Here is a 12,526-nt window from a genome sequence, read left to right as displayed (position 1 = left end):
GAACCGGGACAGGTTGCTTTTGCCGGTGCCGCCTTTCGCGGGGCGTACCTCCGGCGTACACGGTGCATGCGTGAGCCCTGTACGCGCCCCCGTGGCCGTACGGAGAATGCAGTGTCCGTGATCATGTGCGGAGTCCCCGGTTCCTTCCGCCGAAGCAGAGGAAAGCAGGTCGACCGCCGTGCTGTTGCGTCTGCCCACATCCCTGTCCGAAGCACGGAACTGCATGGCTGAGGGAGCGGTGCCCGTCGGCGGAGCCACCCTCGTGTGGGCACTCTGGCAGCGGGACGGCTTCCCCGAGCAGGCGATGTCCCTGCGCGGCCTCCCGGAGGCCAACGTGCTCGAGCGTGAGGCCCTGGGCGCGGCCGTTCTGCTGCACCGGATCGACGACCGGGTGCCGGAGGTCCTGCGCGGCGCGGCCGCCACCGTGGGCACCGGCGCCGTGCGCCGGACGGCCACGGTCGGCGGCAACATCGTGGGCAGCACCCTGCGCTGCCTGCTGCCGGCGGCGCTCGTCCTGGACGCGCGCGCCACCGTGCTGGACCGGGACGGAACCTACGAGACCGATCTGGCCGAGGTGGTGGCCAAGCGCCACCTGCTGCTCAGCCTGCGCTGGCGCGACCCCGTGGCGAGCGGGTACCACAAGGCGCCCGGCGAGGTGGGCGGACCGCCGCCGCTGGTCGTCGCCACCGCCGTGCACACCGAGGGTGACGGACGGCGCCGTGTCCGCGTCGCCGTCCGTGACGGCTACGAGGTGACCGGCGGGAGCACGGAGTGCGCGGCCGGCCCGGACGAGGTGCTGGACGCCCTGGAGCGCACGGATCTCGGTTCGCTCCCCCCGGCGCCCCGCGACGTGGTGCGCCGGGAGGTGTCCGAAATCCTCGTCCGGGCCACCGACGGCTGACGGCACCGACGGCCGACGGGGCACCGACGGCTCGACGCTTCAGCCGGCCATGAGAGGGGGTGCGGGGGCCCGCGTCAGTCGACGGGCCAGGTGTGCACCGGGGCGTTGAGGTGCATGTAGTCGATGTACAGCTGCGTCATCCGGCGCAGGGCCTCATGGCGGCCGCAGCGGGCCGAGGCGTCGATGTGGTGGAACATCTCCTTCTGCCACACCGCCCCGTTGCGCCCGGTGACGCACCGCTGCTCGATGATGCCGAGCAGCGGCTCCCGCCAGACCTCGTCCATGCCGGAGAGCTCCAGCCCGCGGTGTGCCAGCGGCAGCAGCCGCCGCAGCACGAGTTCGGGCACCGGCACCTCGCCCATCCCGGGCCAGTACAGCCGGGCCTCGATGCCGTGCCGTGCCGCCGTGTGCAGGTTCTCCTCGGCGGCCGAGAACGACATCCGTGACCACACGGGCCGTTCCTCCTCCACCAGGGCACGGGTGAGCCCGTAGTAGAAGGCGCCGTTGGCCAGCGTGTCGGCCACGGTGGGGCCGGCCGGCAGCACCCGGTTCTCCACCCGGACATGCGGCTTGTCGTGCGCGATGGCGTAGACCGGGCGGTTCCAGCGGTAGATGGTGCCGTTGTGCAGGGTCAGCTCGCCCAGTTCGGGGGTGTCGCCGCGGTCCAGCGTCTCGGCGGGGTCCTGCTCGTCGCACAGGGGGAGCAGCGCCGGGAAGTACCGCAGGTTCTCCTCGAAGAGGTCGAAGACGCTGTTGATCCACCGCTCCCCGAACCAGACCCGGGGGCGCACCCCCTGCACCTTGATCTCCTGCGGGCGGGTGTCGGTGGCCTGCTCGAACAGCGGAATGCGGGTCTCGTGCCACAGCTCCTTGCCGAAGAGGAAGGGTGAGTTGGCCGCCAGGGCGGTCTGGACCCCCGCGATCGACTGCGCCGCGTTCCAGTAGTCGGCGAACTGCTCCGGATACACCTGGAGGTGGAACTGGGTACTGGTGCACGCGGCCTCGGGGGTGATCGTGTCCGCGTAGGTCCGCAGCCGGTCGACGCCGTCCACCTCGATGCGCAGGTCCTCGCCCCGGGCCGCGAAGATCTGGTCGTTGAGCAGCCGGTAGCGCGGGTTCTCCGACAGCGCCGACTCGCCCACGTCCTCCTGCCGCAGGGTCGGCAGAATGCCGGTCATGATCAGATGGGTGCCGACCGACTTCGCGCGTCGCTCCGCGTGATTCAGCGCGGCGCGGATCTCGGACTCCCAGGAGTCCGGGCCACCCGCCGTCAGCTGGCGGGGCGGCACGTTGATCTCCAGGTTGAACCGGCCCAGTTCCGTGGACCAGGCGGGGTCCGCGATCACGTCGAGCACGTCGATGTTGCGCATCACCGGCTCCGCCCGGTCGTCGACCAGGTTCAGCTCGATCTCCAGCCCCACCTGGGGCCGCTCGGACTCGAATCGTTCCTCGCGCAGCATCTGCGCGAACGTGTCGAGGCACTCCTGCATCTTGATCCGGTACCGGCGGCGGTCCTCACGGGTGAACACCAACGCCGGGACGTCGCGTCCCATCGCTCTGCCTCCCGGCCTCCCGGCTTCCCGTCCTCAGACACCTCTCCACCCAGCGTCGCACCACCGGGCGACTCCGACCAGACGGGACGGGACGCACCGGGAAATCCAGGTGCCCGGTACCTGTACGGGGTACCTCCGGCACCCGGCTTCCGCCCCCTCGACCTCCGTGTCCCGGCGCCGCGCCCTGCGCCGATCGTGCCGGCGAGGGTGCGGCAGCACCCTGCGTACGCCGTTCGCTCCGGTCGCCGTGCGTCGGCCGGAGGCCTCGGTGAGCATCTCCGGTATGACCCTCGGCAACGGGACGGGCCGGCGTCCAGGGCTCTCGAACGGAGAAACGCGAACATGATGCACCGGACGGTCGTCCTCGCCCTGATGAGCGTGCTGACCGCGGCGCTCTCGGCCGGGGCGGCCCTCGCAGGGACCGCACCCCCCGGCGGAGGGCCGAAACCACCCCCTCCACCAGGGGCCGGGCCCAGCAGCGAAGCGTGGGCATGGACCCAACTGACCAGTCGCGGCACCCAGATCCGCTACGTGACCACCGACACCACCCTCACCTGCCCCACCGTGCGCTACACCGTGGGCACGACCAGGGGTTCCTTCCCGATGCACCGGGTGAGCACCCCGGGGTCGTCGCAGTTCCCCACCACCGTGTGCGAGTTGGGCGTGCCGCTCGGAGCCTTTGACGCGGTGCTCCAGCAATCGACGGTCCAGGCGGCCGTGGTGCACCCCGCGAACCGCCGGCTCCCCCTGCCGAACTGGACCGACACCACACGCCCCGGCACCATCGGCGTCATCGGCGACACCGGCTGCCGGGTCACGACGGCGGGCCCCGACCAGGACTGCGCGAACCACCAGACCGGCTGGCCGTTCCCGCGGATCGCGGACAGCGCCGCCACGGTGACCCGGCCGGACCTCGTGATCCATGTCGGCGACTACCTCTACCGTGAGGACCCGAGCCAGGCGAACGACACGGCGGCCAATCCGGGCTGCACCACGCAGGCGGACAGATTCAGCTGGCCGTGCGTCGTCGCCGACTTCCTCAGACCGGCGGAGACACTGCTGGCCACGGCACCGGTCGCACTGACCCGAGGCAACCACGAGGACTGCAACCCCGCACAGCAGGGCGGCGCGGGCGGCGCGTGGTTCCGCTACCTCGCCGACGACCTCCGCGCCGACGGATCGTGCAGTCCCTACACCGCGCCCGTGGAGATCCGCGCGGGCACTTTGAACCTCCTCTCCGTGGACTCCTCGTTCGCCGACCCGGCCGACAACGGGAGCACGACGCAGCGGGCGCTCTACACCGCGCAGTTCGACACCGTGAACCAGGCCGCGCGGCAGCACCCCACCCACGATTACTTCGTGTTCACCCACAAACCGCTGTGGATGGTGAGACTGGCCGGCCCTCCGGCCCGATCGGTGACCCGTGTCCTCGACGAAGCCGTCGCCGACACGACCCTGGGCCGGCTGGAGGACAACATCCGCATGGTGCTGTCGGGTCACGTCCACCTCTACCAGATGATCGACTTCGACACCGCACGCCCGCCCCAGGTGACCGTGGGCTTCTCGGGCGGAACACCACTGGACCAGGGCCCGAACGACGCAGGCGTCGTCGGACAACCGGTCGGTACACCGCCGCAGCCCGTCCACCAGTCGATCACCCAGGGAGGGGTCTTCGGGTACGGGCTCCTGCGCGACAACGGCGCGACCTGGGACCTCACCTCTCACGACCCGACCGGTGCTGTCCGCGGTCAGACCTGCACCCTGAGCGCGAGCACCGCCAACAAGGCATTCACCTGCCACTGAAGGACGCGAACGACGGCGGAGATGTCTCACGGCATCTCCGCCGTCGGCGTGACGTCCCGTCCCGGTTCCGGAGGCGTCGGTGAGTGGCCCGGCTCACATGGCGTAGTGGGCGCGGCACCGACACCATGGTCTTCGTCACCCGGCAGGCTGAAGGGATCAAGAATGTTCCGCAAGGTGCTGGTAGCCAACCGTGGTGAGATCGCGATTCGGGCGTTTCGCGCGGGCTACGAGCTGGGCGCCCGAACCGTCGCGGTCTTTCCGCACGAGGACCGCAACTCGCTGCACCGGCTCAAGGCGGACGAGGCGTACGAGATCGGGCAGCCGGGGCATCCGGTACGGGCCTACCTCTCCGTGGAGCAGATCATCGGCGCGGCGCGCCGGGCGGGAGCCGACGCCGTCTACCCGGGGTACGGATTCCTGTCCGAGAACCCCGAGCTGGCCCTCGCCTGCGAGGACGCGGGCATCACGTTCGTCGGACCGAACGCACAGATCCTCGAACTGACCGGGAACAAGGCCCGCGCGGTGGCCGCGGCCCGTGAGGCGGGCGTGCCGGTGCTGGGGTCCTCGGCGCCCTCCACCGACGTGGACGAACTCGTCCGTGCCGCCGACGGCATCGGCTTCCCCGTGTTCGTCAAGGCGGTCGCCGGCGGCGGCGGGCGCGGAATGCGCCGCGTGGAGGCCCCCGCCCAGCTGCGGGAGGCCATCGAGGCCGCCTCCCGGGAGGCCGAGTCCGCGTTCGGCGACCCCACGGTCTTCCTGGAGAAGGCCGTGGTCGAGCCCCGCCACATCGAGGTGCAGATCCTCGCCGACGGCGAGGGCAACGTCATCCACCTGTTCGAGCGCGACTGCTCGGTGCAGCGCCGCCACCAGAAGGTGATCGAACTCGCGCCCGCGCCGAACCTCGACCCGGGACTGCGGGACCGGATCTGCGCCGACGCCGTGCGCTTCGCCCGCCGGATCGGCTACCGCAACGCCGGGACCGTGGAGTTCCTCGTCGACCGCGACGGGAACCACGTCTTCATCGAGATGAACCCGCGCATCCAGGTCGAACACACCGTGACCGAAGAGGTCACCGACGTCGACCTGGTGCAGGCGCAACTGCGCATCGCCGCCGGTGAGACGCTGGCCGACCTCGGTCTCGCCCAGGAGAACATCACCCTGCGGGGCGCCGCGCTGCAGTGCCGCATCACCACCGAGGACCCGGCCAACGGCTTCCGCCCCGACACCGGGCGGATCAGCGCCTACCGCTCACCCGGCGGCTCCGGCATCCGCCTGGACGGCGGCACCACCCACGCCGGTACGGAGATCAGCGCCCACTTCGACTCGATGCTGGTGAAACTGACCTGCCGGGGCCGGGACTTCACCACCGCGGTCAACCGGGCCCGGCGCGCCGTGGCCGAGTTCCGCATCCGCGGCGTCGCCACGAACATCCCCTTCCTGCAGGCCGTGCTGGACGATCCGGAGTTCCAGGCCGGACAGGTCACCACGTCGTTCATCGAGCAGCGTCCGCACCTGCTCACCGCACGCCACTCCGCCGACCGCGGCACGAAGCTGCTGACCTACCTCGCCGACGTCACGGTGAACAAGCCGCACGGCGAACGGCCCGAGCTGATCGACCCGCTGACCAAGCTGCCCCGGCTGCCCGCCGGTGAGCCGCCGGCCGGGTCCCGGCAGCGGCTCACCGAACTCGGCCCCGAGGGCTTCGCCCGCTGGCTGCGCGCCTCACCGACCGTCGGCGTCACCGACACCACCTTCCGCGACGCCCACCAGTCGCTGCTCGCCACCCGGGTCCGCACCAAGGACCTGCTCGCCGTCGCCCCGGTGGTGGCACGCACCCTGCCCGAACTGCTCTCCCTGGAGTGCTGGGGCGGTGCCACCTACGACGTCGCCCTGCGCTTCCTCGCCGAGGACCCGTGGGAGCGCCTGGCCGCCCTGCGGGAAGCCGTACCGAACATCTGTCTGCAGATGCTGCTGCGCGGCCGCAACACCGTGGGCTACACGCCGTACCCGACCGGGGTGACCGACGCCTTCGTCCAGGAGGCGGCGGCCACCGGCATCGACGTCTTCCGCATCTTCGACGCGCTGAACGACGTCAGCCAGATGCGGCCCGCCATCGACGCCGTACGCGAGACCGGGACGGCCGTCGCGGAGGTCGCCCTGTGCTACACCGCCGACCTGTCCGACCCGTCCGAGCGGCTCTACACCCTGGACTACTACCTGCGCCTGGCCGAGCAGATCGTCGAGGCGGGCGCGCACGTCCTGGCCGTCAAGGACATGGCCGGCCTGCTCCGGGCACCCGCCGCGGCGACCCTGGTGTCGGCCCTGCGCCGGGAGTTCGACCTGCCGGTCCACCTGCACACCCACGACACCTCCGGCGGTCAGCTCGCCACCTACCTCGCCGCGATCCAGGCCGGAGCGGACGCGGTCGACGGGGCGGTGGCGTCCATGGCCGGCACCACCTCGCAGCCGTCCCTGTCGGCGATCGTCGCGGCGACCGACCACTCGGAGCGGCCCACCGGCCTCGACCTCCAGGCCGTCGGCGACCTCGAACCGTACTGGGAGAGCGTCCGCAAGGTCTACGCCCCCTTCGAGGCGGGCCTGGCCTCGCCCACCGGCCGGGTCTACCACCACGAGATCCCCGGCGGGCAGCTCTCCAACCTGCGCACCCAGGCCATCGCCCTGGGCCTGGGCGACCGCTTCGAGGACATCGAGGCGATGTACGCCGCCGCCGACCGGATGCTCGGCCGCCTGGTGAAGGTCACCCCCTCCTCGAAGGTGGTCGGTGACCTGGCACTGCACCTGGTGGGCGCCGGGGTCTCCCCGCGGGACTTCGAGCAGGATCCGGACCGGTTCGACATCCCCGACTCCGTCATCGGCTTCCTGCGCGGCGAACTGGGCACCCCGCCCGGCGGCTGGCCGGAGCCCTTCCGGACCAAGGCGCTGCGGGGCCGCGCCGAGGCCAAGCCCGTCCAGGACCTGTCCGCCGACGACCGGGAGGGGCTGGCGAAGGACCGCCGGCCGACCCTCAACCGGCTCCTCTTCCCCGGCCCCACGAGGGAGTTCGACACGCACCGCCAGTCCTTCGGCGACACCAGCGTCCTGGACAGCAAGGACTTCTTCTACGGGCTGCGCCCCGGCAAGGAGTACACCGTCGACCTCGACCCCGGGGTGCGGCTGCTCATCGAACTCCAGGCCGTGGGCGACGCCGACGAGCGCGGCATGCGCACGGTGATGTCCACCCTGAACGGTCAGCTGCGGCCGATCCAGGTCCGCGACCGGGCGGCGGCCTCCGAGGTCCCGGTCACCGAGAAGGCCGACCGGACCGATCCCGGCCATGTCGCGGCGCCGTTCGCCGGAGTGGTGACCCTCGCGGTCGCCGAGGGCGACGAGGTGGACGCGGGGGCCACGGTGGCCACCATCGAGGCGATGAAGATGGAAGCCGCGATCACCGCCCCGAAGTCCGGCACGGTGAGCCGGCTGGCCATCAACCGCATCCAGCAGGTGGAAGGCGGCGACCTCCTGGTGGAACTCGCCTGACCCGACCGCAGACGGTGGACGTCCCCGCCCGGCACGGGAGCGGGGACGTCCACCGTTCTGGGACCGGCCCCCGCTCCGCGCGGCCGGGGTGACGGCGCCGGCGGGTTCCCGGGGGGTTCAGCCGGCCGGTGTCGCGGTGCGGGGGCGCACCGGGTGCTTGCTCAGGACGGAGACCCGGTTGAAGGCGTTCATGGTGATCGCCACCCAGATCACGGCGGAGATCTCGTCCTCCGACAGCACGGAGCGCGCGAGCGCGTACGCGGAGCTCTGCGCGTCGGCGTCCGTGGGCAGGGTGGTGGCCTCGGCGAGTGCCAGCGCGGCGCGCTCGCGCGGAGGGAACAGTTCGGTGTCGCGCCAGGCGGCCAGCACGCCCAGGCGCTCTGCGGTCTCGCCGGCGCGCAGCGCCCGCGTGGTGTGCAGACTGAGGCAGAACGCGCAGGAGTTGAGCTGGGAGACCCGGATGTTGATCAGCTCGACGAGGACGCGGTCCAGGCCGGCGTCGGCCGCGACCTTGCGCACCGCCTCGGCCGTGGACGCCAGTGCGCGATAGGCGGCCGGGCTCTGCTTGTCGACGAACACCCGCTGGTCCGTGGTCTCCGCTGCCGTCTGGGTCACATGAACTCCTTCACCGCGCGGTGTCTGAACCTCTGTTCCTATCATCCATGATTGTTGAAGGATGTAGTTTCAGTGGCCGGCCGGACGCGGGCCCTCGCCCATCGCCGTGAGCTGCAGCCGCAGCGCCAGCCGCACCCGGGGCGAGGACAGGTCCACCGGGGCCACCTCGTCGAGCTTGCGCAGCCGGTAGCGCAGCGTGTTGGGATGGATCCGCAACAGCCGCGCGGCGCTCTGCGGGTCACCGAAGTGGTCCAGCCAGGCCGCGAGCGTCGCGCGGTACGGCGTGCCGTGCTCCTCGTCGTGCGCGCGCAACGCGGCGAGCGGCCCGCCGAGCAGGCCCGCGTCGATCCCGACGGCCGCCGTGGCACGCTCCACGACGACGGTGTCCCAGGCGTCCTCCATCAGAACGAGCCCCGTCCGGCCGGGGAGCGGGAGCCGGCCGGCGCCGATCAGCCGGTGGAGCTCGCCGGCCTCCGCGGTGGCACGGGGCAACTGGTCGGGGGAGCGGGCGGTACAGCCCGTCGCGGCATACAGGCCCGGGTCGTGGGCGTGGACCTCACGCAGCACATGCCGAAGCCAGTCCAGGGTGCCCGCACCGGCATCGGCCATGCCCCCGGCGGTGACGGGGCGTCTGCCCCGCGGCCGCTCGACGACCAGGCCGAACAGCAGTCCGTCGAGATCGGTCAGCAGGGGCTGGTGCCAGCCGAAGCGGAGGGCCACCGATTCCCACAGATCCAGTTGCCTGCGCACGTCGGTCCCGTCGGGGGAACCGAAGGCCACCACCCGCCAGGGCCCCGCCGGCAGCGCGGACGCGGCGCCCGGACCGGTGCCGGTGGCGGCACCCTCGCGCAGGGTCACCCGCAGCTGACCCGTCGAGACCCGCCGTGCGATACCGGCCTCGGCGCGCAGCCGCAGCAGATGCAGGGCGAGGACCGAGGCCACGTCGCTGAGCTCCCGGATACGCTCCGGGGGGACCGGGGAGCGGACCACCGCCCAGATCGAACCGAGCCACTCGCCGCCGGCCCGTACCGGGATGATCAGCCGGGGCAGGGTGCCGTCGGGGCCGGCCGGGGTCCAGATGGGGTCGCTGGAGCGGGCGAGCCTGCGGAAGACACCGCCGGCCCGGAAATGGGTGAGGGTCTCCGGGGGCACACGCCGGCCCACGATGGTGGAGACGCGCGCCGGATCGGTCGTGTCCTGCCGCGCGGAATAGGCGAGCACCCGGGACTGCGCGTCCTCCACCGTCACCGGCGCGTCGATGATCTCGGCCGCCGTGTCGGCCAGCGCGAACAGGTCGACGTGCGGCCCGGGACTGCCGAGGCGACTGGTGTCGGGCGCGGAGGCCCGGTCGATGACGCCCCGCAGCAGCCAGACGACATGCGCCCACGAGGTGTGCGGCTGCAGCTCGACCAGCGCGGGGCCCGCCAGCTCGCGGGCGGCACGGGCCACCTGCGGATCACCGGCGAAGGGGCCCTTGAGCACGACACCCCCGGCCGCCGCCCGGGCGGCCCGTTCCAGCAGGGCGACGGCCCCGGCCCGGTCGGCCACGCCCACCCCCAGGACGAGCTCTCCCGGCTGCCCCACGGCATCCCCGGGCTCGGCCAGGGCGACGTCGTGCACTTCGGCGTCCCCGGCCGCCACGACGGTACGGAGGAACCCGGCACCCAGGGAATCCACCAGATCGGTGACCGTGATCATCATCGGCCCCCAGCGGCGTGACGGCAGCAGCTCATGAGCAGAGTCATGCCCCCATTGTGACCCGGGGGCATGGTTCCCGGCGCACCACGTGCAAGGCCCCCATTGGCCGTACAGCACAAAGACAACGGCACGGCCCGGGCTCACCATCGAAGACACCACCGCCTTGGAGAAGAGGTTCCGCATGACCCGCCCCGCCTCGCCCGCGCACTCCGGCCCCCGCTCCGTCGCCGTCGTCGGTGCCGGCATGGTCGGACTGTCCACTGCCTGGTTCCTTCAGGAGCGAGGCGTCGACGTCACCGTGTACGACCGCGACGGGGTGGCCGCCGGCTCCTCCTGGGGCAACGCCGGATGGCTGACCCCCGGCCTGGCGACACCGCTGCCCGAGCCCGCGGTCCTCAGCTACGGCGTACGCGCGGTCCTCAGCCCGTCCTCCCCGGTCTACGTCCCGCCCAGCGCCAACCCCGGCCTGCTCAGGTTCCTCGCGGGATTCGCCCGGAACAGCACCGCGACACGGTGGCTGCGGGCGATGCGCGCGCTCGTCCCCATCAACAGCCTGTCGCTGGCCGCCTTCGACACGCTGGCCGAAGGCGGCGTCGAGGCGCGGACCCTCGACGCCAAGTCCTTCCTCGCGGCCTACCGCACGGCAGCGGAACGCCGGGTCCTGCTGGAGGAACTCGAGCAGATCCACGCCGCCGGACAGCGCATGGAGTTCGACGTCCTCGACGGCGACGAGGCCCGGGGGATCGAGCCGTCCCTCTCGGACGAGATCGGCGCGGCGATCCGCCTGCACGGCCAGCGCTACATCGACCCCGGACACTTCGTGCACGCCCTGGGCGACGCGGTCCGCGCCCGGGGCGGCGAGATCCGGGAGAGGACGGAGGTCACCGATGTGGGGGACGCGGCCACCGGTGCCGTCGTCCGCACCGGTGACGGCCAGGACCGGCGCTTCGATGCGGTGGTCCTGGCCACCGGAGCCTGGCTCGGCCGCCACGCCAGGAAGTTCGGGGTCCGCTCCGTGGTGCAGGCCGGGCGGGGGTACAGCTTCAGCGTCCCGATCGAGCACGTGCCGACCGGCCCCGTGTACTTCCCCGGCCAGCGCGTCGCCTGCACCCCGCTCGGTGACCGGCTGCGCGTCGCCGGAATGATGGAGTTCCGCAAGCCGGAAGCGCCCCTGGACGCGCGCCGGATCAACGCCATCGCCGAGGCGGCCCGTCCGCTGCTGCGCGGCGCCGACCTGGACGCCCGCGAGGACGAGTGGGTCGGCTCGCGCCCCTGCACGACCGACGGACTGCCCCTGATCGGGGCCACCCGCTCACCCCGGGTCTTCGCCGCCGGCGGACACGGCATGTGGGGCATCACCCTCGGCCCGGCCACCGGAGAGCTGCTCGCCGAGACGATGGTCACCGGCGCACGTCCCGCGCAGCTCGCGCCGTTCGACCCGCTGCGCTGACCCGCCGCCGGAGGCGGGGCGGGAACACCCGCCCCGCCGTTCCTAGTGGGGCGGGGTCGGTGTGTCGTGGGTCCGGTACATGGCCTGTACGTCGAGCGCCAGCTGGATCGTCGGCCCGACGACGGCGATGCCGCGGGCGAGCATGGAACGCCAGTTGAGGGTGAAGTCCTCGCGATGCAGCTCGGTCCTGGCGAGGGCGGCGCAGCGCAGCTCCTGCTCGTAGCCGCCGTTCACGGTGCCGAGATACTCGGTGTCGAGGCCCACCGAGCGAGTGGTGCCGTGCATCGTGAGGGTGCCGTGCACGGTCCACTTGGAGCCGCCGTGGTAGGCGAACCGCGTGCCGGCGAAGTCGATGTACGGGTAGTTCTCGACGTCGAGGAAGTCGGCCGACCGCAGGTGGTTGTCGCGGGTCTGGTTGCCCGTCGAGATGCTGGAGGCGTCGATGCGCACCGAGACCTGGGAGTCGCCCATGTCCTCCGCGACCCGGATGCCGCCCTCGAACCGCGTGAAGCGGCCGTGGACATGAGCCATGCCCACGTGCTTGGCGATGAACCGGATCGCGGTGTGCGGAGGGTCGAACACCCAGGTGCCGGCGGGCGGCAGCTCCAGTCGGCGTCCGGGCTCCAGCACGACGCGTGCGGGGGCGAGAGCCACCCCGGCGACGATGTCGACGCTCTCGCGGGCGGGTGACAGACCCTCCGCCGTCAGCATCACGCTGTACCTGCCCGGGGGCAGGGCCGCCATGTAGTAGCCGTACGGGTCGGTGGTGCCGCGAGCCGCGACGCGGTGGCTGTCCAGCTCGGTCACCGTGACCTCGGTCGCGCCCAGCGGCCGCCCCAGGGCGTCGACGGCCTCGCAGCCGAACGCCCCCGCGCCCGCCGGCAGGGGGACCGAGAGGCCCGACGCGGCGCCGGAGGCGCCCTGCGGACGCAGGCGCCGCAGCAGTCCGAGGACCATGGTGTTCACCTT

Annotated in this window: 8 protein-coding genes; 4 read left to right on the top strand and 4 right to left on the bottom strand. The window is 72.3% G+C overall.

The window, feature by feature from the left end; all coding sequences use genetic code 11:
* Positions 1-178 precede the first annotated feature (178 nt).
* Positions 179-901 carry an FAD binding domain-containing protein gene (locus ACTWJ9_RS31815; protein ID WP_388707678.1) on the top strand — a complete coding sequence of 241 codons (723 nt, stop codon included), beginning with the start codon at positions 179-181 and terminating at the stop codon, positions 899-901.
* A gap of 74 nt (positions 902-975) precedes the next feature.
* On the opposite strand, the gene ACTWJ9_RS31810 is transcribed toward ACTWJ9_RS31815, so the two are convergent.
* Positions 976-2,454: a glutamate--cysteine ligase gene (locus ACTWJ9_RS31810; protein WP_279337706.1), complete on the bottom strand. Its 1,479-nt coding sequence runs from the start codon at positions 2,452-2,454 to the stop codon at positions 976-978.
* Between the two features lie 342 nt (positions 2,455-2,796).
* Here ACTWJ9_RS31810 and ACTWJ9_RS31805 point away from each other — a divergent pair, with 342 nt between their 5' ends.
* Both ACTWJ9_RS31805 and ACTWJ9_RS31800 read left to right on the top strand, forming a co-directional pair.
* Complete coding sequence (locus ACTWJ9_RS31805) at positions 2,797-4,257, top strand: metallophosphoesterase family protein (protein WP_279337707.1); 1,461 nt, start codon at positions 2,797-2,799, stop codon at positions 4,255-4,257.
* 162 nt (positions 4,258-4,419) lie between these two features.
* Entirely contained in the window at positions 4,420-7,794 is a 3,375-nt protein-coding gene (locus ACTWJ9_RS31800) for a pyruvate carboxylase (RefSeq protein ID WP_388707681.1), read from the top strand.
* A gap of 117 nt (positions 7,795-7,911) precedes the next feature.
* On the opposite strand, the gene ACTWJ9_RS31795 is transcribed toward ACTWJ9_RS31800, so the two are convergent.
* Positions 7,912-8,409 carry a carboxymuconolactone decarboxylase family protein gene (locus ACTWJ9_RS31795; protein ID WP_279337709.1) on the bottom strand — a complete coding sequence of 166 codons (498 nt, stop codon included), beginning with the start codon at positions 8,407-8,409 and terminating at the stop codon, positions 7,912-7,914.
* Positions 8,410-8,478: 69 nt separating this feature from the next.
* The gene (locus ACTWJ9_RS31790; protein ID WP_279337710.1) at positions 8,479-10,110 is read right to left on the bottom strand and encodes a PucR family transcriptional regulator; all 1,632 of its coding nucleotides are present in this window, start codon (positions 10,108-10,110) and stop codon (positions 8,479-8,481) included.
* Positions 10,111-10,288: 178 nt separating this feature from the next.
* Between ACTWJ9_RS31790 and ACTWJ9_RS31785 the strand changes: the two genes are divergently transcribed.
* Positions 10,289-11,557, top strand: a complete 1,269-nt coding sequence (locus ACTWJ9_RS31785; RefSeq protein WP_443296075.1) for an NAD(P)/FAD-dependent oxidoreductase — start codon at positions 10,289-10,291, stop codon at positions 11,555-11,557.
* 42 nt (positions 11,558-11,599) lie between these two features.
* On the opposite strand, the gene ACTWJ9_RS31780 is transcribed toward ACTWJ9_RS31785, so the two are convergent.
* Entirely contained in the window at positions 11,600-12,514 is a 915-nt protein-coding gene (locus ACTWJ9_RS31780) for a YceI family protein (protein WP_279337712.1), read from the bottom strand.
* Positions 12,515-12,526: the final 12 nt, after the last annotated feature.

Origin of the sequence: Streptomyces sp. GDS52 (assembly GCF_052246875.1) — a bacterium.
GTDB lineage: Bacteria > Actinomycetota > Actinomycetes > Streptomycetales > Streptomycetaceae > Streptomyces > Streptomyces cathayae.
Note: the sequence above shows the minus strand (reverse complement) of the source record. Positions and strands in the feature narration are given on the sequence as shown.

Bases quoted from the DNA above. Each gene is read 5' to 3' on its own strand.
- ACTWJ9_RS31810 (WP_279337706.1), bottom strand. From the start codon at position 2,454: ATGGGACGCGACGTCCCGGCGTTGGTGTTCACCCGTGAGGACCGCCGC.
- ACTWJ9_RS31805 (WP_279337707.1), top strand. From the start codon at position 2,797: ATGATGCACCGGACGGTCGTCCTCGCCCTGATGAGCGTGCTGACCGCG.
- ACTWJ9_RS31800 (WP_388707681.1), top strand. From the start codon at position 4,420: ATGTTCCGCAAGGTGCTGGTAGCCAACCGTGGTGAGATCGCGATTCGG.
- ACTWJ9_RS31790 (WP_279337710.1), bottom strand. From the start codon at position 10,110: ATGATGATCACGGTCACCGATCTGGTGGATTCCCTGGGTGCCGGGTTC.
- ACTWJ9_RS31785 (WP_443296075.1), top strand. From the start codon at position 10,289: ATGACCCGCCCCGCCTCGCCCGCGCACTCCGGCCCCCGCTCCGTCGCC.
- ACTWJ9_RS31780 (WP_279337712.1), bottom strand. From the start codon at position 12,514: ATGGTCCTCGGACTGCTGCGGCGCCTGCGTCCGCAGGGCGCCTCCGGC.